Raw genomic sequence first — 26367 nt, forward strand, 5'->3', positions numbered from 1 at the left:
GGACGGCCTTGGCGACGGCCTCCACCTGGTATGGTGTGTCAACATGGCGGCAGCACACTGCGCCATGCGCGAATCGAGACACAACCAGGACTCGCCGAGCCAAAGCATCGGCAGCAGACTATACATAGAAACGACTGCGTGACATATAGTCCGAATGGACTGTGCGAACGTTTTAACAGAAGACGGTTGCGAAGGACTTCAGGCGGGACCGGCAAGTCGACACGCAAGGTCGCGTCATCAATACCTTGCGGGTCCGGGCATGGCGTTGGGGGTGAATTTTCAGGCGTCGGGAGGGCAGAGCCATGCTATCGATGGCTCCACGCGTACTAAACCGGTGTTGAAAACGTTGCGGGTTGATCGTCCGGCGGCTCGGGATCGTTAACCGCAACGGACGGAACACTTGCCAGCCAACTCTGCAGTTGCGAAGGGGACACCGGCTTATGCAAGAGCGGCAAACCGCTGGCGCGGGCCTCTCGTAGTCGGGCCGGAGCAGTATCGCCGGTGATCAGCAGCGCGGGAAGATCCATTCCGCATTCCGCGCGAATGGCCTGGATTGCTTCTGTGCCCGTACGCTGTTCACGCAGGCGGTAGTCGCTGATGATGATGTCGGGACGCCGGGATCTGGTCAGCCATAGCGCCTCTTCTATTGAGTCGGCCGCCATGCAGTGGTATCCCCAATCGCTCAGCAATTGAACCATGCCGGCGCGGACGATCTGGTCGTCATCAATGATCAGGATGTGCGCCTCGGGCAAAGCCGGGTGTTTATCAGCCGGCACGCTTTGAGGCGCTTCGGGACTGAAAGGCTGAACTGCCGTCGGCATGACGAGTCTGAACACACTGCCTCGATGCGGCACTGACAGCAACGACAGTTCATGCCCCAGCACAGCCGCCAGTCCCTGCACAATCGCCAATCCCAAGCCCAGTCCTTTTTGACGATCCCGTTCGGGATTGCCAAGCTGATGAAATTCGCGGAAGACTTCCGTTTGCTGTGAAGGGGCAATGCCGATACCGGTATCCCATACTTCAAGCCAAACATTGCCGCCTCGCCTGCGACAACCGATCAATACGCCCCCATTGACGGTATAGCGAATGGCATTTGACACGAGATTACGCAAAATCAGCTCGACCAGAGCCGGGTCCGACATGACAACGACATCGGTTTCGCGCGAACGATAGACGATCGACTTGGCATCGGCTTGCGGCGCAAGTTCATTCTCGATCTTGTTCATCAGCGATTGCAGTTTGAAAGGATGAAGCTGCGGTTCAACCACGCCGGCCTCGATTCTCGAATAATCCAGCAAGGTATGCAGCATGTCGGCCGATGCGTCTGATGCCGAACGGATACTGGCAATCAACTGGCGCTGGGCCGGAGCAAGCTCTGTCCGCGCCAGCACTTCAAGAAAGAGGCCTTGCGCGTGAATCGGCTGGCGCAGGTCATGGCTGGCTGCGGCAAGGAATCTGGACTTGGCGATATTGGCCTGTTCAGCCTTATGCATGGCCTGTTGGGATTTTTCCGACTCAAGCCGCAGGCGCTGTACCAGGTCGACGTTCTCGAAACGCAGTTCGATGGCCTGGCGCGATGCTCTCGCGCTGTTGCGCGCCTGTACCAATAATGTGCAAACGTAAAGGACCGCGGCGATGCCCAGTGCGTTAAACGCGACTTCATGGAATTGCCAGACCTTGGTCGCAATCATGCCCAGCTCCAGCACACAGAACGCAAAGAATGCCGGCAGCACAGGGGACAACAGCGACATCGAATTGCCGACGATGCCCGACAATACCGCCAGAACCAGGACGCTGCCTGAAGGGGAGGCGGTACCCAGCGTTATCCATGCCAGCGAACCCCATACCGCGCCGTCGATTGCGTGCAATGTCACCAGGCGTCGTATCAAGGAGGGGACGTCTCCCGGCAAAATCGACGACGCCAGGATACGCCGGGCATCAAAGACGTCGAACAGCTTCGATACGATTACCAGTGCGCACCAGACAAGGAGTGCGACAAGATTGCTTTTGTTGTAAAGCGAATAGACCATCACAAGCGCAACCAGAATCCCCGGGATGGCCGAGCTCCCCAAATTGCCGAGCAGGAGTCTGATCTGTTCGATCTGGATACGTTCTTCTTTTGATCCCGGCACGACTATTTGCATGCTAGTGCACCAATCCGCGTCGATGCGCCGAGGCGACCGCCTGCGACCTGCTTTCCACCTGCAACGCCGCAAGGATTGCCTGGACATGCCCGCGTATCGTATTTTCGGAGAGATCCATGCGCCGCCCGATGGCTTTGTTCGACAATCCCTGGCACAGGAAATCAAGCACTTCGAGTTGCCGCGGCGTCAGGTGCAGCTTGCCGGATTGCTCGGTTTCCGAGGCGCAGTCGATTGGCTTATCGCTGTTGCATCCTCCTCGTAAAACCAGCCGGATGAAGGAAAGAATGTGATCGGCAGAATCGTTTTTCGACACAAAGCCGGTTGCTCCGCGCCTGATGGATTCACTTACGGCTTTCTCGGTATCGTCGGACGACAGGACCACTACCGGTGTAGCAGGCCATTTACGCTTGAGCAGGGCAATGCCGTCCAGCCCGTTCAAGCCGCGTAACTGAATATCGAGCAGCAGGATTGAAGGCGGCTCGTTCAGCAACTGCATGGCTTCCTCCATCGAAGAAGCCTCCTGGATTTCCGTATCCTCCAATCCGGTTGCCAGCACCATGCGCAATCCGGAGCGAAACAGCGCATGATCGTCGATTAACAATATTTTTATCATTGGTGTCACTACAGCAGCCCCTTGCAATTCCATTTGCATCAACTTACTTCGATCGAATGCCATCTGTACTGCGCTATTCGATGATTCGGCTCGACGGACATAAAAACTTCATATTCGCCAGGCCGCAATCCTATACCTGAATATTACAACGCCAGTAAGGCGGACGTGTCCTGCCTGGACGGCGTAGCTGCATTGTCGGCTGCCGGCGCCAGCTTGAGCGCGCATTGTGAGCGAATCGAATCGATGCCGGTATAGTCCGTTTGGACTGGGTGAGCCAGAAAGATGCGCAAGGCATCGCCTTATCCATGCTCAACAGCTACAGCTTTGCGCAAGGGCTGCGCTTTGTCGTGATCGTCACCTCCGGCAGCGCCGCCTACAACGTCATCAGCCTGCCATATTCGACGGCCCCGGCGACCGCTGCATTGCGCTGTCGCCGATGGTCATGGCCGCTGCGGCAATGGCGGAAAGGACTAGTTCTTTCGGCCAGGATGCTTCTCCTTTTGCCTGCTCCGGCACAGCCCTTAGAGGAATTCCTGGCGCCGGTTTTCCTGTATAAGCTGATAAGCACTTACAAATGGAACAGGGGGCGAATCATGGAACGAGAGGGCAAGGCCTATTCGGTATTGGGGGGCAGTACGCTCGCCTTTACCATATGTTTTACGATTTGGATGATGTTTGGCGTCATCGGCATTCCGATCAAGAATACCTTGCATCTGAATGAAACAGAGTTTGGCCTGCTGACTGCCATGCCGGTGTTGACCGGCTCGCTGATACGGGTGCCGCTGGGGATCTGGACCGACCGCTACGGCGGACGCATCGTGTTTTTCTGCCTGATGCTGTTTACCGTGCTGCCGATCTATCTGATTGCCTATGCCACTGCATACTGGCATTTCCTGGTGCTGGGCTTGTTCGTCGGTCTGGCCGGCGGTTCGTTTTCGGTCGGCACGCCGTATGTCGCGCGCTGGTTCAAGAAGGACCGGCAGGGCCTGGCGATGGGCATTTTCGGCGCCGGCAATTCCGGTGCCGCGGTCAACAAATTCGTCGCGCCGGTATTGATGGCGGCCGCCGGCTGGACGCTGGTGCCCAAGGTCTATGCCGGCCTGATGCTGGCGGCGGCGCTGATCTTCTGGGTGCTTTCGGCCAGCGATCCCAGCCATATCGTGAAATCGAATTTGAGCCTGGGCGCTCAGTTCAGGATGCTCAAGGACCCCAAGGTCTGGCGCTATTGCCAGTATTACTCGGTGGTGTTCGGCGGCTATGTGGGCCTGAGTCTGTGGATGGTCAAATACTATGTGACCGAATATGGCTTCGACATCCGCCACGCAGCCCTGCTGGCAGCCTGTTTTTCCTTGCCGGGCGGCATCCTGCGCGCCTTCGGCGGCTGGCTGTCCGACAAATACGGCGCCTACAAGGTGACCTGGCGGGTGATGTGGGTGTGCTGGGTCGCCTTCTTCCTGCTGTCTTATCCGCAGACCGATTTCACGGTCAAGACGGTCAGCGGCTTGCAGACTTTCCACATCAGTCTGAGTCCGGTGGTGTTCACTTCGATCCTGTTCATCGTCGGCATCGCCATGGCGGTCGGCAAGGCTTCGGTCTTCAAATTCGTCTCCGACGATTACTCCAGCAATATCGGCGCCGTCTCCGGCGTGGTCGGCCTGGCCGGCGGGCTGGGCGGCTTCATCCTGCCGATTCTGTTCGGCGCCGTGGTCGATCTGACGGGAGTAAGCAGTTCCTGCTTCATGCTGCTGTACGGCACTGTATGCGTGTCGCTGGTATGGATGCATTTTCAGTTCCGCAGAGAAGGCATGCTGGCGGCGCAGGCGACTTTGCGGCACTAAATTCGACAATCACAGGAGTTTGACATGAGTCATGTATTGAGTAGCTGGGAACCGGAGAATTCCGAGTTCTGGACCAAACAGGGCAGCGCCATCGCCAACCGCAATCTATGGATTTCGATTCCGTGCCTGATGCTGGCGTTCTCGATCTGGATGTTGTGGAGCGTGGTCGCCGTCAATCTGGACAAGGCGGGTTTTCAGTTCAGCAAGGATCAACTGTTTTTCCTGACCGCCTTGCCGGCCTTGTCCGGCGCGACCTTGCGCATTTTCTATTCGTTCCTGGTGCCGGTGTTCGGCGGCCGCCGATGGACGGCGATTTCCACCGCTTCCTTGCTCATTCCCGCCATCGGCATGGGCTTTGCGCTGAGAGACCCTGGCACTTCGTATTCGACCCTGCTGGTGCTGGCCTTGCTGTGCGGTTTCGGCGGCGGCAATTTCAGCTCCAGCATGGCCAATATCAGTTTTTTCTTTCCCAAGGCGCGCAAGGGCTATGCGACCGGCATGAATGCCGGTGTCGGCAATCTGGGCGTGTCGGTGGTGCAGTTCCTGACGCCGTTCGTGATTTCTTCGGCCATGTTCGGCGTGGCCATATCGGGCGATGGCTTCCTGTTCCACAATGCCAAGACCGGGGCCGACCATCTGTTCTGGCTGGCCAACGCCGGCTTTATCTGGGTGCCGTTCATCGCGGCGGCGACGGTGATCGCCTGGTTCGGCATGAACGACATCGCCTCGGCCAAAGCCTCGTTCGCCGATCAGGCAGTGATTTTCAAACGCAAGCACAACTGGCTCATGTGCTGGCTGTACACCGGCACCTTTGGTTCCTTCATCGGTTTTTCGGCCGGCTTTGCGATGCTCCTCAAGGTCCAGTTTCCTGAAGTCGATGTTGCCAGGCTGGTGTTTCTCGGCCCGCTGGCCGGCGCGCTGGCGCGGCCGGTGGGCGGCATGATCTCCGACAAGATCGGCGGCGCCCGCCTGACCTTCTGGGTATTCGCCGGGATGGCGGCGATCATCGTTGCCGGTATATTGCCGGCCTTGCATCAACACCAGTTCGGCATCTTCCTGGGAGCTTTTATCGGCATGTTCATCCTGACCGGCATTGGCAATGGGTCGACGTTTTGCATGATTCCGCTGATCTTCCAGACCGAACGCGAGCGAGCCGTCGCCGGCCAGGGCGAGCCGGCGCTCAAGCAAGCGCGCATGGATGCGGCCAAGGAGTCGGCTGCGGTGCTGGGTTTTTCAGGGGCAATCGGCGCCTATGGCGGATTCTTCATCCCGCAGAGTTTCGGAACCTCCATCAAGATAACCGGCGCACCGGATTTCGCCTTGTATGCCTTCATTGCCTTCTACATCAGTTGCATGGCGATCACCTGGTGGTATTACTCGCGCAAGGGGGCGGAAATTCCCTGCTGAAACAACCGTCCCGTCAATCAGGCCTCGTCCGGCGATATGCGCCGGCGAGGCTTTTGCTTTTTTGCGGCTGCGGCGCGCGTCCTAGTTCTTAAGAACTAGTCGGCACTAGTGCCAATGCACTGGCCGGCACACCGCACCGAAGAATGTTCACTCAGAGGCCCGATCCATACACTGGCGACAGGTAAGAAATGATGTGAGCGCTTTGCTCGCCTGATATGGAGTGTACGATGAGTCATTTTCTGGATAGATTGAAGTTCATGTCGCGGGTGAAGTCCAGCTTCGCCAATGGTCATGGGGCGGTAGTCGAGGAAGACCGGAAATGGGAAAACGCCTACCGCAGCCGCTGGCAGCATGACAAGATCGTGCGTTCCACGCACGGCGTGAACTGCACCGGTTCCTGCTCCTGGAAGGTGTATGTCAAGAATGGCCTGATCACCTGGGAGACCCAGCAGACCGATTATCCGCGCACCCGGCCGGATTTGCCCAATCACGAACCGCGCGGCTGTCCGCGCGGCGCTTCGTACAGTTGGTACGTGTATTCCGCACAGCGTGTGAAGTATCCGATGATTCGCGGCCGCCTGATGGAAATGTGGCAGGAAGCACGCAAGACCATGGGGCCGATCGAAGCCTGGGAAGCGATCAGCCAGGATCCGGTCAAAGCCAAGCGTTACAAGTCGGTGCGCGGCCTGGGCGGTTTTGTGCGCGCCGACTGGGATACCGCGCAGGAAATCATTGCCGCGGCGAACGCCTTCACCATCAAGAAATTCGGCCCCGACCGGGTGGTCGGCTTTTCGCCGATTCCGGCCATGTCGATGGTGTCGTATGCCGCCGGCGCGCGTTATCTCAGCCTGATCGGCGGCGCCTGCTTGTCATTTTATGACTGGTACTGCGATCTGCCGCCGGCCAGCCCCCAAGTGTGGGGCGAACAGACCGACGTGCCGGAATCGGCGGATTGGTACAACTCCACCTATCTGATGGTATGGGGTTCCAATGTGCCGCAGACACGCACGCCGGACGCCCACTTCTATACCGAAGTGCGTTACAAGGGCACCAAGACCGTCGCGGTTTCCTCCGATTACGGCGAAATGGTCAAGTTCGGCGACATCTGGCTGGCGCCGAAACAAGGCACCGACGCCGCGCTGGCCATGGCGATGGGGCATGTGATCCTGAAAGAGTTTCACCTGAGCGGCAAGTCCGACTATTTCCGCGACTACGCCAAGCAATATACCGACATGCCGATGCTGGTGCGGCTGGTGGAACGCGACGATTGCCATGTGGCCGATCAGATGCTGCGGGCCTCGCAATTGCCCGGTTCCCTGCATGAACTGAACAACCCCGACTGGAAAACGCTCGCTATCGATGAAAGCACGGGCGAGATCGTTGCGCCCAACGGTTCCATCGGTTACCGCTGGGGCGAAGGCAAGGTCAATGACGGCGAGAAGGTCGGCCGCTGGAACCTCGAATCGCGCGACGGCGGCAGCGGCCGCGAGATCGATCCGCTGTTGAGTCTGGTCGCCCAGCATGACCAGGTGGTCAGTGTCGGCTTCAGCTATTTCGGCGGCGCCGACGCCAACGACATGGTCATGCGCAACGTGCCGGCGCGCAGAATCACGCTGGCCGACGGCTCGCAAGCCCTGGTGGCCACCGTGTACGACCTGTTGCTGGCCAACTATGGCGTTGACCAGGGACTGGGCGGCGCGGTAGCGCATTCCTACGACGACGATATTCCTTATACGCCCGCATGGCAGGAAAAGCATACCAGCGTCAAACGCGACCTGGTGATCCAGGTTGCACGCGAATTTGCGCAGAATGCGCATGACACCCATGGCAAGAGCATGGTGATCGTGGGCGCGGCCTTGAACCACTGGTATCACAATGACATGATCTATCGCGGCATCATCAATATGCTGATGATGTGCGGCTGTGTCGGCCAATCCGGCGGCGGCTGGGCGCACTATGTCGGCCAGGAAAAACTGCGGCCGCAGTTCGGCTGGGCGCCGTTGGCGTTCGCCAGCGACTGGACCCGTCCGCCACGGCAGATGAACGGCACCAGCTTCTTCTATGCGCACACCAGCCAGTGGCGCCATGAAAAGCTCCATATCGATGAAATCCTGGCGCCGACCGCGGACAAATCCAAGATCAGCCACATGAGCATGATCGACATGAACGCCAAGTCCGAACGTCTGGGCTGGCTGCCCTCGGCGCCGCAACTTGAAACCAATCCGCTTGATGTCTGCGATGCGGCTGCCGCAGCCGGCATGGAGCCGGCCGACTATCTGAAGCAAAGCCTGAAGTCGGGCGCGGTCAACATGAGTTGCGACGACCCCGACAATCCCAAGAATTTCCCGCGCAACATGTTTGTGTGGCGCTCGAACATCCTCGGCAGCTCAGGCAAGGGGCATGAATATTTCCTCAAGTATCTGCTGGGCACGCAAAACGCCTTGTTTGACGATCCCGACCAGGCGGTGAAGCCGTCGGAGGTGAAATTCCACGAACAAGCCCCGGAAGGCAAGCTGGATTTGCTGACGGTGCTGGACTTCCGCATGAGCACGACCTGCCTGTACGGCGACATCGTGCTGCCGACTGCGACCTGGTATGAAAAAGACGATCTGAACACGTCCGACATGCACCCCTTCATTCATCCTTTGAGCGAAGCCGTGCAACCATTGTGGGAAAGCAAGACCGACTGGGAAATCTACAAAGGCATCGCCAAGAAATTCACCGAAATCGGCGGCGACTATCTCGGCACGCGCAAGGACATCGTGCTGCAACCCTTGATGCACGACACCCCGGGCGAACTCGGCCAGGCCTTTGAACCGAAGGACTGGAAAAAGGGCGAGTGCGATCTGATTCCCGGCAAGACAGCGCCCAGTTTCGTGGTGGTGGAGCGCAACTACAAGGACATCTACAAGAAGTTCACTTCCATCGGCCCCTTGCTGGACAAGCTCGGCAACGGCGGCAAGGGCATCAACTGGAACACCGAACATGAAGTGCATGAAATCGGCGGCATCACCAAGGTAGTGACCGAAGCGGGCGTCTCGCAAGGCCGTCCGCGCCTGGAAACGGCGATTGACGCCTGCGAAATGATCCTGACTTTCGCACCGGAAACCAATGGCCACGTCTCGGTCAAGGCTTGGGAAGCGCTGGGCAAGATCACCGGCCGCGATCACACGCATCTGGCGGTGGGGCGCGAACATGACAAGATCCGTTTCCGCGATGTGCAGGCGCAGCCGCGCAAGATCATTTCGGCGCCGACCTGGTCGGGCCTGGAGTCGGAAGAAGTCAGCTACAACGCCGGCTACACCAATGTGCATGAACTGATCCCGTGGCGCACGCTCACCGGCCGCCAGCAGTTCTATCAGGATCACCGCTGGATGCTGGATTTTGGCGAGGGCCTGTGCGTGTACAAGCCGGCCATCGATACCAAGACCGTCGCGCCGATGCTCAACAAGTCGCCCAACGGGGAAAAGGAAATCGTGCTCAATTTTCTTACTCCGCACCAGAAATGGGGGATCCATTCGACTTATTCGGACAACTTGCGCATGCTCACGCTCAGCCGCGGCGGCCCGCATGTGTGGGTCTCGGAGATCGAGGCGAAAGAGGCCGGCCTGGTCGACAACGACTGGGTGGAGGTATTCAACAGCAACGGCACCCTGACGGCGCGGGTGGTGGTCAGCCAGCGCGTGCCCAAGGGCATGTGCCTGATGTATCACGCACAGGAAAAGATCATCAATACGCCCGGGGCGGAACTGTCCGGAAAACGCGGCGGCATCCATAACTCGGTCACCCGCGCCGTGCTCAAGCCAACCCATATGATCGGCGGTTACGCGCAACTGGCATATGGCTTCAACTATTACGGCACGGTTGGCAGCAACCGCGATGAATTCGTGGTCTTGCGCAAGATGAAAAAAGTGGATTGGCTGGAAGGCAAGCTGGACGAACGGTTGGAAAAACCACTGGAAAGCGGAATGAAAGAGGAGTCGGCATCATGAAGATCCGTGCACAAGTAGGTATGGTGTTGAATCTGGATAAATGCATCGGCTGTCATACCTGTTCGGTGACCTGCAAGAATGTCTGGACCAGCCGCGACGGTGTGGAGTATGCGTGGTTCAACAACGTCGAGACCAAGCCGGGCATCGGCTATCCGAAGGAATGGGAAAACCAGAACAAGTGGAAGGGCGGCTGGCATCGTACCGAGGCAGGCGGACTGGAACCCCGGCAAGGCGGCAAGATGCGCATCCTGGCGAATATCTTCGCCAATCCCAACCTGCCGTCGATTGACGATTACTACGAGCCCTTCACCTTCGACTACGAGCGCTTGCAGAACGCGCCGCTGTCAGAGACGCCGCCGACGGCGCGTCCGATTTCAGTCATCACCGGCAAGAAGATGGAGAAGATCGTCTGGGGACCGAACTGGGAAGACGATCTGGGCGGCGAATTCAGCGCGCGCAGCAAGGACGCGCTGTTTGAAGGCATGCAAAAAGAGATGTACAGCACCTTCGAATCGACCTTCATGATGTACCTGCCGCGGCTGTGCGAACACTGCCTGAATCCGGCCTGCGTGGCTTCATGTCCGTCCGGCTCGATCTACAAGCGCGAAGACGACGGCATCGTCCTGGTTGACCAGGACAAGTGCCGGGGCTGGCGCATGTGCATCTCCGGCTGCCCTTACAAGAAGATCTACTACAACTGGAGTTCGGGCAAGGCGGAAAAATGCACCTTCTGCTATCCGCGCATCGAGGCCGGCCAGCCGACCGTATGCTCGGAAACCTGCGTGGGCCGTATCCGCTACCTCGGCGTGCTGCTGTATGACGCAGACAAGATCCAAGCCGCCGCCGCGACCGCCAATGAACAGGATCTGTATCAGGCGCAACTGGACTGCTTCCTCGATCCGCATGACCCGGCCGTGATCGCCGAAGCGCGCAAGCATGGCATCCCGGACAGTTGGATCGAGTCGGCGCAAAAGTCGCCGGTCTACAAGATGGCGATGCAATGGAAGATTGCGTTCCCCCTGCATCCTGAATACCGCACCTTGCCGATGGTCTGGTACATCCCGCCGCTGTCGCCCATCCAGCAGGCGGCGCAGGCCGGCCACATGGGCATGGACGGCATGATTCCCGACGTCAAGTCCTTGCGCATTCCGGTGCGCTATCTGGCCAATCTGCTGACCGCCGGCGAGGAACAGCCCATCCTGCTGGCGCTCAAGCGGATGCTGGCCATGCGCGCCTACAAGCGCTCTGAAACCGTACATGGCCAGTCCGATCTGGAGCTGCTCAAGCAGGTCGGCCTGAGTGCGGCGCAGGTCGAAGACATGTATCAGACCATGGCGATTGCAAACTATGAAGACCGGTTCGTGATTCCGTCATCGCACAAGGAAATGGTGGAAGACAGCTTCAACGAAAAAGGCAGTTGCGGGTTCACCTTCGGCAATGGCTGCTCGGGCGGCGTTTCCGACGGCGCCTTGTTTGGCAAGAAGCCGCAGGGAAGCGTGATTTTTGTCGATATGCCGAAGTCGCGCAAGAAATTGCAGACAACCGATTGACGCCGCTACCAACGAAAGGAAATCGTATGCAAATTTATCGCATCTTGTCGGCGTTGCTCAGTTATCCGCAGCCGGAGTTGATCGCCGCCATTGCCGAGATAGAACTGGCCTTGCAGGACGAGCCCGAGACGCTGGACGCGCTGGAGGAACTGCTGGACTTTCTGAAGGCGACCGATCTGATCAGCCTGCAGGAAAACTATGTCGGCACGTTCGACCGCACACCTTCGGTGGCCCTGCATCTGTTCGAACATATCCACGGCGAGAGCCGCGACCGCGGCCAGGCCATGGTCGATCTGATCGAGGAATATCGCCGTTACGGCTTTGAACCCGAGATCAGCGAATTGCCGGATTACGTGCCGCTGTTCCTGGAATTCCTCAGTCTGGTGGAGCCGGAGACCGCCGAGAAGCTGCTGGGCGAGGCGATTCATGTGATCGCCGCCATCGGCGCGCGCCTGCTGCGCAAAGGCAGTCCCTATGCCAATGCCTTGCTGGTGTTGACGACATTGACCGATGTCGTGCCGCAGGAGCAGGGCGAGCCGCCGGTACGCGACATGGACGAGGCGATGGAAACCTTCGGTCCCGGCGCCGACGGCGTCGAGCCTTTGCTCAAGCCGATGCTGTCGGGCACGCATACCGTCAATTTTTATCCCAGGCAAACGAAGACTGCCGCAGCCGGTCCGTTGCCGTCCTCTTGTCAATAGTTAATAGTCAATAGTCAACAGGCGAGACCATCATGACTTACTTGCATCAATTCATCTACGGCATCTATCCGTATGTGGCGCTGGCCATCTTTTTGCTGGGCAGCCTCGTGCGCTTTGAGCGCGAACAATATACCTGGAAGAGCGACTCGTCCCAGATGCTTCACGCCGGCAATCTGCGCGTGGGGAGCATCCTGTTCCACGTCGGCGTGCTCGGGCTGTTCTTTGGCCACCTGGTCGGTCTGCTGACGCCGGTCGCGGTATGGGACATGCTCGGAGTCACGCATAGCTTCAAGCAGATGATAGCGATGGTCGCCGGCGGCGTCTTTGGCACCCTGTGCATGCTCGGGCTGCTGATCCTGATGCACAGGCGGCTGACCGATCCGCGCATTTCCGCCGTCACCAGAGTCGGCGACAAGGTGTTGCTGGTGTGGATTTTCATCACGCTGGGGCTGGGCTTGTCGACCATCTTCGAATCGGCCAGTCATCGCGACGGCCACATGATGGTATTGCTGATGACCTGGGCCCAGCATATCGTCACCTTCAGAAGCGATGCGGCCGATTTCATCGTTGCCGCGCCGTTGCTGTTCAAGCTGCATCTGTTCATGGGACTCAGCCTGTTTGTGATCTTTCCGTTCACCCGGCTGGTGCATGTATGGAGCGGTTTTGCCTCGGTCACTTATCTCAACCGCGCGTGGCAGTTGGTGCGGCCGCGCTGATCATCAAAGGAGAATCAGATGCCAGTCGTAGTCAATGGATATGAATTGACGGATGCCGAGATGGAGCAGGAGCTACCGCTCCATCAGGGCGCCCGGGATGCAATGCAGAGCGCCATGACCGCCCTGGTGTTGCGGCGCGTGCTGCTGGACGAGGCGCGCCGGCTGCAGGTGCAGGCCCCCGCCGACGGCGCCCGGGAGCAATCCGACGAGGCGCTGATCGACGCCCTGTTGCGGCAGGAAGTGCGCGTGCCGGCGCCGCAGCGCGACGAATGCCTGCGCCAGTATCACGCTTATCCCGAACGCTTCAGGGTGGGCGCGCTGGCCGAAGCCAGCCACATCCTGTTCCAGGTCACTCCGGGAGTCGATCTGGACGCCTTGCGCCATCATGCCGGCGTGGTGCTGGCGGACCTGCTGGAGAATCCGCAACTGTTCGCCGAGTGCGCCAAGGCCAATTCCAATTGTGCTTCCGGCGAGCTCGGCGGAAGCCTCGGGCAGATCGCCCCCGGCGCCACCGTGCCGGAATTTGAACGGGCCCTGTTTGCCGCCGAGGCGGGCAGCATCATCCCGCGTCTGGTGGAGACGCGGTTCGGCCTGCACATCATCCAGGTCGGCCGCAAGCTCGACGGCGCGCTGCCGTCGTTTGACCAGATTGAACCCGGCATCGCCAAGGCCATGCATCAGGCCAGCCACGACCATGCGCTGCGGCAGTATCTGCACCTGCTGGTGGGCCGCGCCAGCATCTCAGGCATCGACCTGCCGGGCGCCGACAGCCCGCTGGTGCAGTAACGGGCATCCCCGTGACCGAGGGGCCCGGCCAACTGCGCCGTCTGCATTGACCTGTGGCGACAGCAAGAATCCTCAATTACCAACTGGCGCCATCGCCGGTGACGGTGTTCGGTTGCCTGCTGCCGGCGCCCTGGCTGGGCATGATCGCGGGCCTGCTGCTGGCGTTCGGACCGGCGCAGGGCTTGCCTGACCGGTTCGCACCGATCACGCTGGCGGTCACGCATTGCCTGGTATTGGGCATGCTGGCGCCGGTCATGATCGGCGCCTTGTTCCAGCTCATGCCGGTGGCGGCCGGGCAGTCTGTCGCGGCGGCACGCAGGATTGCGCCCTATGTAGCGGTCGGATCGGCACTGGTCGCAACCGGCCTGTGCGCAGGTTTTCTGTTCGGATGGGCGCCAGGTTTCATGCTGGCGGCAGGATTGGCCAGCCTGTTATACGGCGCGGTGGCGTGCGCGCTGGCGGCAGCCGCCTGGCGCGTGCGGGCGACGGACGCGACTACCCGCACCTTGCGCTGGATCGTGCTGGCTTTGGCCATGGCAGTTGCACTTGGCGTCGCGATGGCCGGCCAGTTTTCCGGATGGTGGCGCATTGATGTGCTGCACATGCTGAAATTGCATGTTGCATGGGGGCTGCTGGGTTGGATTGCGAGTCTCTTGGCCGGTGTGGCGAGCACTACCGTGCCCATGTTCTGGCAGACGGCTCGTCCCTCGGCGCGCTGGCAGGCCGGTCTGCCGGGATTGCTGTGGCTGCCGCTGCTGTGCGCGCTCTGGCCGGGCTGGTGGCGTTTTTCCCTGTATCTGGGCTGCGCCGTGGTCGGAACGCTGGCGGCAACAGGTCTTTATGTGCTCGGGCGCGCCAGGCGCCGTTTTGATCCGGCCTGGCCTTTGTGGCTGATGTGCGCCGCCAGTTGGTTGCTGGCGGCAGCGCTGGTCGCCGTCGACGCCGCATTTTCCCCCGTCTTGCCGCACCGGCTGGCGGCGGCGCTGCCATGGTGGATAGGTACGCTGGCGCTGGTGGGCGGCGCGGTCATGCCGGTCAACGCCATGCTGGGCAAGATCATTCCTTTTCTGGTGTTCCTGCATCTGCGCCGACACACGCCGATGGGGCAGCGGGTCGTCGCCATGCAGGCGATCCTGCCGCCGCGGCGGCTGCGCTGGCAGGCCAGCCTGACGGCGCTATCTTTGCTACTGCTGCTATTGCTGCCGTTGGCGCCGGCTGTACTGGCCGTGGCGGCCGGCCTGGCTTTCGCTGTATCGCAGGCGTGCATGGCGATACTGCTATTGCATTGCCTGCTGCGCTACCGGCGCGAACTGAGCGCGATCCTGTTTCCGGCTGCCGCGATATCCCCCAAATGAACTAGTTGCAACTGGCTTTGCGGCCAATTGCGTTGGCTTGCGCCGGGCTCCACAATAGCCGCATGGATACCATTGCGTCATGTTCCGCGCTGATCGACCGCTTCGGCCGCCGCGTCAGCTATCTGCGTCTGTCGGTGACCGACCGCTGCGACCTGCGTTGCAGCTATTGCATGCCCAAAGGCTTCAAGGGTTTCGAGGAACCCGGGAACTGGTTGCGCTTTGAAGAGATCACCCGGGTAGTCGCGGCGTTTTCCCGCATGGGAGTAGGGCGGGTGCGTCTGACCGGAGGCGAACCCTTGTTGCGGCGCGGGTTGCCGCAACTGGTGTCGCAGTTGGCCGCGTTGCCCGAGGTGCAGGATATTTCGCTGTCGACCAACGCCACCCAACTGCAAAAACATGCGAACAGCCTGCGCGCTGCGGGCGTGCGGCGCATCAATGTCAGCCTCGACAGCCTGGACCGGGCCTGCATGGAGAAAATCACCGGCCGCGACAGCCTGGCCGGCATCATGGCAGGTTTGCAGGCCGGCAAGCAGGCCGGATTCGATCCGATCAAGCTGAACATGGTGGTCATGCGCGGCGTCAACGATCACGAAATCGCGCGCATGGCGCAGTTCTGTTTTGATGAAGGCTTCATCCTGCGCCTGATCGAAGCCATGCCGATGGGAGACACCGGCCGCAACAGCCAATACCAGGATATCGGTCCGCTCAGGGAGCAACTGGTGCGCCAATTCGATCTGCTGCCGTCGGCGGCCGAGCTGGGCGGCGGTCCTGCGCGTTACTGGGAGACCCGGGACGGCAAGGGAAAACTGGGCTTCATCTCGCCCATCAGCCAACATTTCTGCGCCAGTTGCAACCGCGTGCGCATGGCGGTCGATGGCACCCTGTATATGTGCCTGGGGCAAGAACAGAAATTCGAACTGCGTCCCTTGCTGCGCGCCGGCATCGGCGACGCCGAGCTGGAGCAGGCGATCCGTGCCGCGATCGAACTCAAGCCGGAACGTCATGAATTCAATGAACGCCGGCAACAGATCGTTCGCTTCATGTCGCAGACGGGCGGCTGATGGAGACTGCGATGGAAGTCAAGAACATTCATCAGTTCATTGAGGGATTTCAACGGTTTCAAAACAAGTATTTTGCCGGCAAGGATACGCTCTACGACAAGCTCAATCATGGCCAGAATCCGACCACCTTGCTGATCGGCTGCTGCGATTCCAGAGTCGATCCGGCCCTGCTGCTCGACTGCGATCCCGGCGACATCTTCGTGATTCGCAATGTGGCCAATCTGGTGCCGCCATGCAATGCGGCGGGGCATCAGCAGGGGGTGAGCGCAGCGATCCAGTTCGCAGTGGAGATGCTCGATGTCAAGCGTGTCGTCGTCATGGGACATGAAAAATGCGGCGGCATTCGCGCCCTGATGCAAAACCATCAGCCCGTGCGCCAGATCGACTTCATCGGACGCTGGATGAAAATGGTCGAGCCGGTCAAACAGCAGGTGCTGCAACAGCTTGCGCATTGCCAGGAATCGGAACAGATGCGCGCCTGCGAACTGGGCGCGATCATCCTGTCCCTGAACAACTTGCGCAGCTTTCCGTGGATATCGGAACGCGAAGCGCGTGGCGAGCTGGCCTTGCACGGCTGGTATTTCGATATGAGTCAGGGCGCGTTGCTGGCGTATTCGGAGCGTTCCGACACTTTTTTGCCGATGGTTTGCCCGCTTGGCGTGAGCCATCGGAAAAGTACCGGCGCTGCAGCCTGAATCACGGCTTGCCGCAGGAGCACCGGATGCGGCGTTTTTTCAAAGAGACAGACGTTCGCATTACCACGCGCGGCGAAAGCGCTTACACTACGATGGGTACTGAAAAATGTTGACCCCGGATATGATTTTCACCACTGATCTACCAATGCGGAAGCGCCTGACCTTCCGCATCCTGATGACTACGCTGACCGGACTGGCGCTGACGCTGGTCGCGATCGGCTATACCTTGTTGCTTTCCTGGCAACTCGAAGGGGGCGGTGCGGCCATCAATGAGGCAGGCAGTCTGCGCATGCGCTCTTACCGTATCGCCATCGAACTGGAACATGCACAGGCGCCGGCAGTAGTTGAACAGGATTTGGCGGACTTCGGCCGCAGCTTGTCTGACCTGCAAAATGGCGACGCCAAGCGGCCGCTGTTCCTGCCGCTGGAAGTTGGCATCCGCAAACAAATGGAGTTGGTGGCCCAGGAGTGGCAGCAGCATATTCATGGCAACGCCAGAGCAGTGCTCGACGCCGCCGACGCTCGGGCAAGACAGGCGGCGCTGAGGGCTTATGTCAGGGAAGCGCCGGGTTTTGTGGAGCAGATCAATGTTCTGGTCTCGCTGGTCGAGAAGGAACAGGCCGAAAAAACCACCTGGCTGCGCCTGTGCCAGACCGCGCTGGTGTTCCTGTCGCTGGCCGCCAGCGTAGCCGTACTGTATCTGCTGTATCTCTGGATCGTCGGTCCCGTGAATCGCATGCAGGCCGGAATTGCGCGCATGTCCAAGGACGACCTGGAAGTGCGTCTCCCGGTCGAGAGCGAAGACGAATTCGGCGTGCTGGCGCAGGCGTTCAACACCATGGCCGATCATGTGCAGTCGGTGCATCGCACGCTGGAAGACCGGGTCAGCGAAAAGACGGCCAAACTGCAGGCGCAGAATCATGAAATCAGCACGCTTTATGACGTTGCCGGATTTCTCGCGGGACCGCATGCAATCGAGGAACTTTGCCGCGGCTTCCTGCTGAAGATCATGCAAAGAATGGAGGCCGACGGCGGCACCGTGCGCATCCTCGACCGGCGCGGCGATCATCTGCATATCACGGTGCATGAAGGCATTTCGGAAAACATGATCGAGGAAGAGCATTGCATCAAGACCGATGATTGCCTGTGCGGCACGGCGACGCATCAGGGCATCATTGTGGTTAGGGATTTCCGGCAATTGAGTCAGCAGAAGCAATATCGCTGCCGCAACGAAGGTTTTTTCTCGCTCGCCGTGTTCCAGATATTGGCGCGCGACGAAGTCATCGGCAGCTTTTCGCTGCATTTCGCCAAGGAGCGCGACATTGTCATCGAAGAACGGCGCCTGCTGGAGACGCTGGGGAAGAACCTTGGCGCGGCCATCGAGAATCAGCGCCTGATCGCCAAGGAAAAGGAATTCGCCGTCTCGCAGGAGCGCAATCTGCTGGCGCAAGGTTTGCATGACAGTATTGCCCAGGGCTTGAATTTCCTCAATCTGCAAGTGCAGATGCTGGAAGATTCGCTCAAGCGCAACGCCGTCGACGAAATTCGGGAGATCGCGCCGCAATTGCGCGCCGGCGTGCAGGAAAGCTACGAAGACGTGCGCGAGCTGCTGCTCAATTTCCGCACCCGCTTGCAGGATAACAATCTGGAATCGGAAATGTGCAATGTCGTCAACCGCTTTCAGCGTCAGAGCGGAGTGCAGGGCGATATCCGCTTCGCCGGCAGCGGCGCGGCGCTGGCGCCCGAACAGCAGTTGCAGGTGCTGTTCATCCTGCAGGAAGCGCTTTCCAATGTGCGCAAGCACGCGCAGGCAAGCAAGGTCGATATCGTGGTCGATAATGAACGTGATTTCTCATTGACCGTCACGGATGACGGCAAAGGATTCAGCTTCGCGGAAGTCCTCGAAAAAGGCGATGCCCATGTCGGCCTGCGCATCATGCAGGAACGCGCCGAACATCTGGGCGCGAGATTTGATATCAAGAGTCAGAGCGGCGGCGGCACCACGATTTCATTACGGCTGTTAAGGCAGGAACGTCTGGTGGCCTGAATTTTTCAGGCCGCCGGCCTTGTGGCGACGGCGCGCAAGTTTTACAAGAAACGGAAAGAACCGCATGGCAATCAGGATTTTACTGGTCGATGATCACTCGCTGTTTCGCAGCGGCATGCGTCTGCTGCTGCAACGCAATCCCGAATTCGAGATCGTCGGCGAAGCCTCGGACGGCCTTGACGGCGTCAAGCGCGCCAAGCAACTGCGTCCGGATATTGTGCTGATGGACTTGAACATGCCGGGATTGTCGGGGCTGGAAGCGATGCAGTTGATTGTCGATGATTTGCCCGATACGGCGGTGCTGATGCTGACCGTGTCCGAAGAGGCCGAAGATCTGACGACCGCGCTCAAGCAAGGCGCGCGAGGCTATCTGTTGAAGAATATCGAAGCCGATTATCTGACCCAGGCCATCAAGCGCGCCGTGGCCGGCGAGCCGGTGATCGCCGAATCGATGACGGCCAAGCTGGTGATGCAATTCCGCTCGGGAAACAATCTGAGCAGCACGCCGGAAAAAGAAAAACTGACGCCGAGAGAGCGCGAAACCATGATCTGCCTGGCGCGCGGCGAAAGCAACAAGGAGATCGCCCGCAATCTTGATGTGGCCGAGAGCACGGTCAAGATTCACGTGCAAAACATTCTGAAAAAACTCAATCTGACCAGTCGCGTGCAGATCGCCGTTTATGCGGTTGAACACGGCCTGGACAAGTAACTCCACGGCACCCGCCGCGAGCGCAACAGGCGCTTTGCGCGCCGTCATCAGCGAACTTCCGCATGCACCGCGACAAGCAATTTCCAGGCCGCAGGCCAGCCGGCGACCTGGCTCTGGTTCCTGCCCGGAGATCGCTTCGCAAGGTGCAGGGCCAGGCTGAAACGCACACTTAAATGATGCGTCCTTGATGTACATTAAAGATTCGCAGGACAAGCCATCCTATAGTGCTTCTCAGCGCGTACCGGCCCTGTGTTTTCTGGCGGCCGGGCCACTCTTTTCGACGACATTACCCCTATCTTGACCAGGGATATCGACATGTCGCACTTTCGTCATTTGTCCCGCAATGGGTAAAGCAGGTTTGTCTTCCCACTGTTCGACTGGTTATTTACCGGAATAGGAAATATCACCATGCTGAAAACTTCATTAGCGCATTTCAAGATCAAGCTCAAGTCCCTGCTGCCGATTGTCCAGGGCGGCATGGGCGTGGGCGTCTCGGCCCATCGACTGGCAGGCACGGTTGCCAGTCTGGGCGCGATGGGGACCATATCGAGCATCGATTTGCGGCGCCACCATCCCGACCTGATGGAACAGACCGGGCGTTCACGCGACAAGGAACTGATCAATGCCGCCAATCTGGTCGCGCTCGATCGTGAAATCCAGGCGGCCAAGAAAATCGCCGGCGGCAAAGGCATGATCGCCATGAATGTCATGCGCGCCATTTCGCAATACGTCGGCTGCGTCCGGCAATCCTGCGAAAGCGGCGCCGATGCGCTGGTGGTGGGCGCCGGCCTGCCGCTTGATCTGCCCGATCTGACGCGCGAATATCCCGATGTCGCGCTCATTCCGATCCTCTCGGATGCGCGCGGCATCAGTCTGCTGCTCAAGAAGTGGATGCGCAAGAATCGCCTGCCTGACGCCATCGTGATTGAAAATCCGCGCTATGCGGCAGGTCATCTCGGTGCCGCCAGCATCGAGCAGATCAACGATCCGCACTTTTCATTTTCGCGGGTTCTGAAAAGCACGCTGGAGCTGTTCAAGGAATTGAAGATCGAACGCGAGAGCATGCCCCTGATCGTTGCCGGCGGCATTCATACGCATGAGCAAGTGCGCGATATGCTCAGTCTCGGCGCCAGCGCAGTGCAGCTCGGCACCGCCTTCGCCGTCACCGAAGAGGGCGATGCCCATCCCAACTTCAAGAGCGTGCTGGCGCAAGCCAGGCCGGAAGACACCGTCACCTTCATGAGCGTGGCCGGCTTGCCTGCGCGCGCAGTGAAAACGCCATGGCTGGTGAATTATCTGGAAAAGGAAGAAAAGATGCGGCGTCGCGCCAAACCGCAGCAATGCACGGTGGGTTTCGACTGTCTGCAGGAATGCGGCCTGCGCGACGGCAACCCCAAGGCGGGGCAGTTCTGCATCGATACCCAACTGGGGTTCGCCCTGGAAGGCGACGTCAAGCGCGGTCTGTTCTTCCGCAGCTCGGAGCGTCTGCCGCTGGGCAACGCGGTGCGGCCGGTCAGGGAATTGATGCAATACCTGCTGACCGGCATCCTGCCGGAAAACCAGCCGCTGGCGATTTGAAAGCGATCAAAAATTTGAGCGAATTGCGGCGTTACGGATCGGGATCAAGACGTTCAGTCTTGACCTCGATTCGCACCTGGCGCTTCATCCCAAACAGGGCAAGCTCGCACTCACGCCTATTGATGAAATGAGTTCTATGTACTACGGTGAAAGATTCAACAGCATCACGCATCTGATCGGAGCGGTGCTGGCAACGTTTGGCGCCACCCTGTTGATTGTGCTGGCTGCGCGCGTGGGCAATCCCTGGAAAATCGTCAGTTTCAGCATCTATGGCGCAATGTTGCTGAGCCTGTATGTATTTTCGACCCTGTATCACAGCGTACGCGGCGCCGTCGCAAAAAACGTCTTGCAGAAATTCGACCATTGCGCGATCTACCTGCTGATCGCCGGCAGCTACACGCCGTTTGCGCTGGTGCCCCTGCGCGGACCGTGGGGCTGGTCATTGTTTGGCGTGGTGTGGGGACTGGCGCTCATCGGCATTGTCCAGGAAATCTGGCTGGCCAAAGGCGCGCGCATCGGCTCGCTGATCATTTACATGCTGATGGGCTGGCTGGCGGTGATCGCCGTCGTGCCGTTGATCGACGCGCTGACATGGTCCGGCTTCCTGTGGCTGGCCGCTGGAGGCCTGTTTTATACCGTCGGCATCTATTTTTATGCGACCGATCATCGGATACGCCACGGCCACGGCGTATGGCATCTGTTCGTGATGGCGGGCAGCGGCTGTCACTACGTCACCATCCTGTTGTATGTCGCCTAGGAACGCATTTCATCAACATCCGCAAGTGAGAACGAGCCTGTTGAGTTCCAAGCCTCAGGCCGAACGGAAGGTGAATTGCGCGAACATGGCGGCAATCTGTTCCAGCAGCGCCTTGCCGGGATAACCGGCGGTGGAGACGGCCTTCAATCCGGCGTCCGCGCAGCCTTGTGCGCGGAACAGTTGCAAGGCGTAGTTGCGCACTTCCATGTGCTGCAGGGTCTGCGCCAGGCTCAAGATATCCTCTTCCCCCAACAGGCTGGGATGGATGGTGGTTCTGAATTCGTAGGGAATGCCACTGGCCAGGATCAGCCTGGCGCTGTTGTGGGCCTGGCGCCAGCTATCGCCGACCGAGGTGACGCGGTGATAGCCGTCGAAGGGCGCCTTGATATCGAAGCCGACCCAGTCCAGCAGCGGCAACAGGGCGGCCAGCCGGTTCGGATAGGCGCCGGCGGTATGCAGGCCGATACTGAAACCGAGTTCTCGCACGGCGCGAATGGCGTCGCCCAGCATGCTGTCGGTAGTCGCTTCACCGCCGCTGAATACGACCGCGTCGATCAGGCCGACACGGCGCTCCAGTAACTGCATGATTTGCGGCCAGGGAACGGCGCCTTCACCGGTGCGCGATTGCAGATGCGGATTGTGGCAATAGCCGCAGCGCCAGGGACAGCCTTGGACAAAAATGACGGCAGCCAGCTTGCCGGGATAATCGGTTGCGGTGAAGGGGGCGATGCCGCCCACTTTCAGCGAGCGCATCGAACCAGCGTTATTCGGCGACATGATGACAGGCCATCACATGAGAAAATCCACAATCGACGTAGATGATTTCGCTTGTGATGCCGGACGCCAGATCGGACAACAGGAACGCCGCCGTATTGCCGACTTCCAGGATGGTCACATTGCGGCGCAGCGGCGCATTGGCCGCGGCGATGCCGAGCAACTTGCCGAAATCCTTGATGCCGGAGGCCGCCAGCGTCTTGATCGGTCCGGCCGAAATGCCGTTGACGCGGATGCCTTTGGCGCCGAGCGAGTCGCTCAGATAGCGCACGCTGGCTTCCAGCGACGCTTTGGCCAGCCCCATCGTGTTGTAGTGCGGAGCGGCGCGCACCGAGCCCATATAGGTCAGGGTCAGCAGCGAGGAATCTTGATGCAGCAAGGGCAACGCGGCTTTGGCCAGCGCCGCGAAGCTGTATGCCGAGATGTCATGCGCGATGCGATAGGCGTCCCGCGACAGTCCTTCCAGAAAGTCGCCGCTGATGGCTTCACGCGGTGCAAAACCGATGGCATGCACCAGTCCATCCAGTTGTTGCCAGTGCTTGCCGAGATCAGCGAACAGCGCATTGATCTGCTCATCGGAGCCCACGTCACAGTCGAAGATCAGTTCACTGCCGAATTCCTTCGCAAAATCTGCGGTGCGTTCCTTGAAGCGCTCGCCGACGTAGGTAAACGCCAGTTCAGCACCTTCGCGTTTGCAGGCCTGGGCGATACCGTAGGCGATGGAACGATTGGACAACAGGCCTGTGATGAGGATTTTTTTGCCTTGCAAGAATGCCATGTATGACTCCGAGGTATGCGTGCCGCCCATGATTGGCATGGTCTGGATATCCTGCTGCCAGCCGTATCGACCGGCTCCGCGAGATGTCCTGCATCTTAGGCGGCGCACACCGGGCTGTCCTTGATGTACCTCAAGGCGGCGGCCCGGCGTCGGTCATCATGGCAGATGCAGAAGTTCGCGGCGGCTCGGTGGGTGGTTGGAACGCATTTTATGTGTTGATGAAATGCGTTCTAATTGATCCAGGTTAAAGATTATCGATCTACCTGCGCTGTACAGTACCCGCTTACCATTGAGAAAGGCGTTCGATGCGTTCGCGGCCGCTGTCGGAATTAGCAGGACGGTTGTGCCGGACGCTGGACAATCAAACGATATGACTATGGATCAGGCAGTAATCAAATCCACTCCTTCCCAAGAAACCGCCGCAAATTCCGCCACCGAAATCAATGCCGCGAAAGTGCTCGAGCTGGTCTGTCCGGCCGGCAGCCTGCCGGCGCTCAAGGCGGCCGTCGATGCCGGTGCAGACTGTGTTTACCTGGGTTTTCGCGACGCCACCAATGCGCGCAATTTCGCCGGTCTGAATTTCGACGAAGCGGCCATTGCCGAAGGCATCGACTATGCGCATCAGCGTGCGCGCAAGGTATTGCTGGCGTTGAACACTTATCCGCAAGCCGCCACCAGCCAACTGTGGCGCGGCGCCATTGATCGGGCTGCCGTCGCCGGCGTCGACGCCGTCATCATGGCTGATCCAGGCTTGATGCGCTATAGCGCCGACAACTATCCCGATTTGCGCATCCATCTGTCGGTGCAAGGTTCGGCGACCAATTATGAAGCGATCAATTTCTATCAGAAGCATTTCGGCGTGGCGCGTGCGGTGCTGCCGCGCGTGCTGTCGCTGGCGCAGGTTGAACTGGTGGCCAAGAACACCGGCATCGATATTGAAGTGTTCGGTTTCGGCAGCTTGTGCGTGATGGTCGAGGGGCGTTGCGCTCTGTCGTCCTATGTCACCGGCGAAGCGCCCAATACGCACGGCGTTTGTTCGCCGGCCAAGGCGGTGCGCTGGCAACAGACGCCAAAGGGGCTGGAGTCGCGTCTGAACGGCGCGCTCATCGACCGCTATGACGATCATGAGAACGCCAGTTATCCGACCTTGTGCAAAGGGCGCTTTGATGTCGAAGATGAAAATTATTACGCCATTGAAGAACCGGCCAGCCTGAATACGCTCGCGCTATTGCCGCAACTCGTCGCCATGGGCGTCAAGGCGGTCAAGATCGAAGGCCGCCAGCGCAGTCCGGCCTATGTATCTCAGGTCACGCGCGTCTGGCGCGACGCCATCGATCATTGCCTGTCGCAGCCGCAGCGCTATTCGGTCAAGCCAGGCTGGATGAGCGAATTGAACAAGGTGGCGGAAGGGCAGCAGCATACGCTGGGCGCCTTTCATCGTGCCTGGAAATAAGAGGGAAGAACATGTTAAAACTAGCCTTGGGACCGATTCTTTATTACTGGCCGCGCGATACGGTATTCGCGTTCTACGACAAGATTGCTGCAACCCCGGTTGATATCGTCTATATCGGCGAAACCGTGTGTTCGCGCCGTCATGAATTGCGTCCATCCGAGTGGCTGCAGGTTGCCGAAACACTCACGGCGGCGGGCAAGCAGGTGGTGTTGTCGACGCAGGTGCTGCTGGAATCGGGCAGCGATTTATCGACGATGCGCCGGATCACCGACAATGGCCGCTTCATGGTTGAGGCCAACGACATGGGCGCGGTCAGTTGCCTCACCGGCAAGGGCGCCTTTGTGGCCGGCCCGCATCTCAATATCTACAATCCGCCGACGCTGGAGCTGATGGCGTCGCTGGGCGCCAGCCGTTGGGTGATGCCGCTGGAAATGGATGCAAATAGCCTGGCAATCATGCAAGAGACACGTCCTGCCGGGCTGGAAACCGAAGTCTTCGCCTATGGCCGCATGGCGCTGGCGTTCTCGGCGCGCTGCTTCACGGCGCGTCATCGCAATCTGGAAAAGGATCATTGCCAGTTCAGTTGCATCGCCCATCCTGACGGCCTGACGTTGAAAACCAAGGAAGGGCTGCCGTTCCTGGTGCTTAACGGCATCCAGACGCAGTCGTCGCTGGTATACAACCTGCTGGGCCAGGTGAAGCAGATGCAGGCGCTGGGCGTGGATATATTGCGCGTCAGTCCGCAATCGGCGCATACCGAAGAGATCATCGGCGCATTCGACAGCGTGCGCACGGAGCGCGTGGCGGCAGAGGAAGCCGCCGCCGCCATGCAGCAATGGATGCCCGAAGAATCATGTAACGGCTACTGGTTCGGCCAGCCAGGCCAGTCATTGAATACAGACAGGAGTTACGCATGAACCGCATGAACGGCATGACCAAAGCCGGCAGCAACGCCGGAAAAGTACTGCCGCCGATGGTTGCGCAGTTGATGGGGATGTTGCCGGCCTATCCGGGGTCGCTGCTGTTCGTGACGGCGCTCAATGTGGCGATTGCAAAGCACATGCCGCAGGATGTCCGGCAATCGCTGAGCGGCAAGAAGTTGAGGATCAGGGTCAAGGATGCGGGCGTCGAGTTCGATTTCGAATGGCGCGAGCAGCGTTTTGCAGCCTGCCGCAAGGGCGACGGCAGCGATCTGACGATTGCCGCCAACGGCCATGATTTCGTGTTGCTGGCGCAGCGTCAGGAAGATCCGGATACCTTGTTCTTCAGCCGGCGCTTGTCGATGGAAGGCGATACCGAGCTTGGCCTGATGGTCAAGAACACGCTTGATGCCATCGATTTGTCGGCCTTCAATCTCAAGCGCCTGGTGCGGGCCCGGCTGGAGAGCATTTTCAGGGTGTAACCCTTTCC

The 26367-nt window shown here is 59.4% G+C and carries 21 protein-coding genes; 17 read left to right on the plus strand and 4 right to left on the minus strand.

Annotated features, from left to right (window positions below; all coding sequences use genetic code 11):
* Positions 1–326: 326 nt before the first annotated feature.
* Both RV1423_RS03145 and RV1423_RS03150 read right to left on the minus strand, forming a co-directional pair.
* Entirely contained in the window at positions 327–2147 is a 1821-nt protein-coding gene (locus tag RV1423_RS03145) for a hybrid sensor histidine kinase/response regulator (RefSeq protein WP_051516441.1), read from the minus strand.
* Between the two features lies 1 nt (position 2148).
* Positions 2149–2823, minus strand: a complete 675-nt coding sequence (locus RV1423_RS03150; protein ID WP_231502031.1) for a response regulator transcription factor — start codon at positions 2821–2823, stop codon at positions 2149–2151.
* 530 nt (positions 2824–3353) lie between these two features.
* On the opposite strand from RV1423_RS03150, the gene RV1423_RS03155 reads away from it, so the two are divergent.
* The 14 genes from RV1423_RS03155 to RV1423_RS03220 all read left to right on the plus strand — a co-directional run bounded on the left by RV1423_RS03155 (position 3354) and on the right by RV1423_RS03220 (position 21952).
* On the plus strand, positions 3354–4598 hold the full coding sequence (locus RV1423_RS03155) for a nitrate/nitrite transporter (protein WP_034293170.1): 1245 nt from the start codon (positions 3354–3356) through the stop codon (positions 4596–4598).
* Between the two features lie 24 nt (positions 4599–4622).
* The gene (locus RV1423_RS03160) at positions 4623–6005 is read left to right on the plus strand and encodes a NarK family nitrate/nitrite MFS transporter (RefSeq protein WP_034292978.1); all 1383 of its coding nucleotides are present in this window, start codon (positions 4623–4625) and stop codon (positions 6003–6005) included.
* Positions 6006–6232: 227 nt separating this feature from the next.
* Positions 6233–9997: a nitrate reductase subunit alpha gene (locus RV1423_RS03165; RefSeq protein WP_034292980.1), complete on the plus strand. Its 3765-nt coding sequence runs from the start codon at positions 6233–6235 to the stop codon at positions 9995–9997.
* On the plus strand, positions 9994–11547 hold the full coding sequence (gene narH / locus RV1423_RS03170; protein WP_034292982.1) for a nitrate reductase subunit beta: 1554 nt from the start codon (positions 9994–9996) through the stop codon (positions 11545–11547). Before RV1423_RS03165 ends, narH begins: the two co-directional genes overlap by 4 nt.
* A gap of 26 nt (positions 11548–11573) precedes the next feature.
* Positions 11574–12248 carry a nitrate reductase molybdenum cofactor assembly chaperone gene (gene narJ / locus RV1423_RS03175; protein ID WP_034292984.1) on the plus strand — a complete coding sequence of 225 codons (675 nt, stop codon included), beginning with the start codon at positions 11574–11576 and terminating at the stop codon, positions 12246–12248.
* Positions 12249–12280: 32 nt separating this feature from the next.
* Positions 12281–12964: a respiratory nitrate reductase subunit gamma gene (gene narI, locus RV1423_RS03180; RefSeq protein ID WP_034292986.1), complete on the plus strand. Its 684-nt coding sequence runs from the start codon at positions 12281–12283 to the stop codon at positions 12962–12964.
* A gap of 18 nt (positions 12965–12982) precedes the next feature.
* Positions 12983–13750: a peptidylprolyl isomerase gene (locus RV1423_RS03185; RefSeq protein WP_034292990.1), complete on the plus strand. Its 768-nt coding sequence runs from the start codon at positions 12983–12985 to the stop codon at positions 13748–13750.
* Between the two features lie 53 nt (positions 13751–13803).
* The gene (locus RV1423_RS03190) at positions 13804–15105 is read left to right on the plus strand and encodes a hypothetical protein (protein ID WP_034292992.1); all 1302 of its coding nucleotides are present in this window, start codon (positions 13804–13806) and stop codon (positions 15103–15105) included.
* Positions 15106–15167: 62 nt separating this feature from the next.
* Positions 15168–16166, plus strand: coding sequence for a GTP 3',8-cyclase MoaA (moaA, locus tag RV1423_RS03195; RefSeq protein ID WP_034292993.1), 999 nt, complete (start codon positions 15168–15170; stop codon positions 16164–16166).
* 11 nt (positions 16167–16177) lie between these two features.
* On the plus strand, positions 16178–16861 hold the full coding sequence (locus RV1423_RS03200; RefSeq protein ID WP_034292995.1) for a carbonic anhydrase: 684 nt from the start codon (positions 16178–16180) through the stop codon (positions 16859–16861).
* 145 nt (positions 16862–17006) lie between these two features.
* Entirely contained in the window at positions 17007–18908 is a 1902-nt protein-coding gene (locus tag RV1423_RS03205) for a type IV pili methyl-accepting chemotaxis transducer N-terminal domain-containing protein (protein WP_231502032.1), read from the plus strand.
* A gap of 64 nt (positions 18909–18972) precedes the next feature.
* Positions 18973–19617 carry a response regulator transcription factor gene (locus tag RV1423_RS03210; RefSeq protein WP_034292999.1) on the plus strand — a complete coding sequence of 215 codons (645 nt, stop codon included), beginning with the start codon at positions 18973–18975 and terminating at the stop codon, positions 19615–19617.
* A gap of 408 nt (positions 19618–20025) precedes the next feature.
* Complete coding sequence (locus tag RV1423_RS03215; protein WP_051516442.1) at positions 20026–21195, plus strand: nitronate monooxygenase family protein; 1170 nt, start codon at positions 20026–20028, stop codon at positions 21193–21195.
* Between the two features lie 136 nt (positions 21196–21331).
* A complete protein-coding gene (locus RV1423_RS03220; protein WP_034293001.1) occupies positions 21332–21952 on the plus strand; it encodes a hemolysin III family protein in 621 nt (206 codons plus the stop codon).
* Positions 21953–22006: 54 nt separating this feature from the next.
* Here RV1423_RS03220 and RV1423_RS03225 read toward each other — a convergent pair whose 3' ends face one another.
* Both RV1423_RS03225 and fabI read right to left on the minus strand, forming a co-directional pair.
* Complete coding sequence (locus tag RV1423_RS03225) at positions 22007–22729, minus strand: anaerobic ribonucleoside-triphosphate reductase activating protein (RefSeq protein WP_034293003.1); 723 nt, start codon at positions 22727–22729, stop codon at positions 22007–22009.
* Positions 22716–23504, minus strand: a complete 789-nt coding sequence (fabI, locus tag RV1423_RS03230; RefSeq protein WP_034293171.1) for an enoyl-ACP reductase FabI — start codon at positions 23502–23504, stop codon at positions 22716–22718. The genes RV1423_RS03225 and fabI overlap by 14 nt, the downstream gene beginning before the upstream one ends.
* Before the next feature lie 376 nt (positions 23505–23880).
* Between fabI and RV1423_RS03235 the strand changes: the two genes are divergently transcribed.
* From RV1423_RS03235 to RV1423_RS03245, 3 genes are read left to right on the plus strand one after another with little or no spacing between them, the layout of a single operon-like run.
* Complete coding sequence (locus RV1423_RS03235; protein ID WP_081768665.1) at positions 23881–24957, plus strand: peptidase U32 family protein; 1077 nt, start codon at positions 23881–23883, stop codon at positions 24955–24957.
* Between the two features lie 11 nt (positions 24958–24968).
* Entirely contained in the window at positions 24969–25874 is a 906-nt protein-coding gene (locus RV1423_RS03240; protein WP_034293005.1) for a U32 family peptidase, read from the plus strand.
* Positions 25871–26359: an SCP2 domain-containing protein gene (locus RV1423_RS03245; protein WP_373419947.1), complete on the plus strand. Its 489-nt coding sequence runs from the start codon at positions 25871–25873 to the stop codon at positions 26357–26359. Before RV1423_RS03240 ends, RV1423_RS03245 begins: the two co-directional genes overlap by 4 nt.
* The last annotated feature ends 8 nt before the right edge of the window (positions 26360–26367 follow it).

It is taken from the genome of Herbaspirillum sp. RV1423, assembly GCF_000577615.1.
Lineage (GTDB): Bacteria > Pseudomonadota > Gammaproteobacteria > Burkholderiales > Burkholderiaceae_D > Herbaspirillum.

Bases quoted from the DNA above. Each gene is read 5' to 3' on its own strand.
- narJ (WP_034292984.1), top strand. From the start codon at position 11,574: ATGCAAATTTATCGCATCTTGTCGGCGTTGCTCAGTTATCCGCAGCCG.
- RV1423_RS03240 (WP_034293005.1), top strand. From the start codon at position 24,969: ATGTTAAAACTAGCCTTGGGACCGATTCTTTATTACTGGCCGCGCGAT.
- RV1423_RS03225 (WP_034293003.1), bottom strand. From the start codon at position 22,729: ATGTCGCCGAATAACGCTGGTTCGATGCGCTCGCTGAAAGTGGGCGGC.
- RV1423_RS03150 (WP_231502031.1), bottom strand. From the start codon at position 2,823: ATGGCATTCGATCGAAGTAAGTTGATGCAAATGGAATTGCAAGGGGCT.
- RV1423_RS03205 (WP_231502032.1), top strand. From the start codon at position 17,007: ATGCGGAAGCGCCTGACCTTCCGCATCCTGATGACTACGCTGACCGGA.
- RV1423_RS03210 (WP_034292999.1), top strand. From the start codon at position 18,973: ATGGCAATCAGGATTTTACTGGTCGATGATCACTCGCTGTTTCGCAGC.
- narI (WP_034292986.1), top strand. From the start codon at position 12,281: ATGACTTACTTGCATCAATTCATCTACGGCATCTATCCGTATGTGGCG.
- RV1423_RS03235 (WP_081768665.1), top strand. From the start codon at position 23,881: ATGGATCAGGCAGTAATCAAATCCACTCCTTCCCAAGAAACCGCCGCA.
- RV1423_RS03160 (WP_034292978.1), top strand. From the start codon at position 4,623: ATGAGTCATGTATTGAGTAGCTGGGAACCGGAGAATTCCGAGTTCTGG.
- RV1423_RS03245 (WP_373419947.1), top strand. From the start codon at position 25,871: ATGAACCGCATGAACGGCATGACCAAAGCCGGCAGCAACGCCGGAAAA.
- RV1423_RS03185 (WP_034292990.1), top strand. From the start codon at position 12,983: ATGCCAGTCGTAGTCAATGGATATGAATTGACGGATGCCGAGATGGAG.
- moaA (WP_034292993.1), top strand. From the start codon at position 15,168: ATGGATACCATTGCGTCATGTTCCGCGCTGATCGACCGCTTCGGCCGC.
- RV1423_RS03145 (WP_051516441.1), bottom strand. From the start codon at position 2,147: ATGCAAATAGTCGTGCCGGGATCAAAAGAAGAACGTATCCAGATCGAA.
- RV1423_RS03215 (WP_051516442.1), top strand. From the start codon at position 20,026: ATGCTGAAAACTTCATTAGCGCATTTCAAGATCAAGCTCAAGTCCCTG.
- RV1423_RS03165 (WP_034292980.1), top strand. From the start codon at position 6,233: ATGAGTCATTTTCTGGATAGATTGAAGTTCATGTCGCGGGTGAAGTCC.
- RV1423_RS03220 (WP_034293001.1), top strand. From the start codon at position 21,332: ATGTACTACGGTGAAAGATTCAACAGCATCACGCATCTGATCGGAGCG.
- RV1423_RS03200 (WP_034292995.1), top strand. From the start codon at position 16,178: ATGGAAGTCAAGAACATTCATCAGTTCATTGAGGGATTTCAACGGTTT.
- fabI (WP_034293171.1), bottom strand. From the start codon at position 23,504: ATGGCATTCTTGCAAGGCAAAAAAATCCTCATCACAGGCCTGTTGTCC.
- RV1423_RS03155 (WP_034293170.1), top strand. From the start codon at position 3,354: ATGGAACGAGAGGGCAAGGCCTATTCGGTATTGGGGGGCAGTACGCTC.
- narH (WP_034292982.1), top strand. From the start codon at position 9,994: ATGAAGATCCGTGCACAAGTAGGTATGGTGTTGAATCTGGATAAATGC.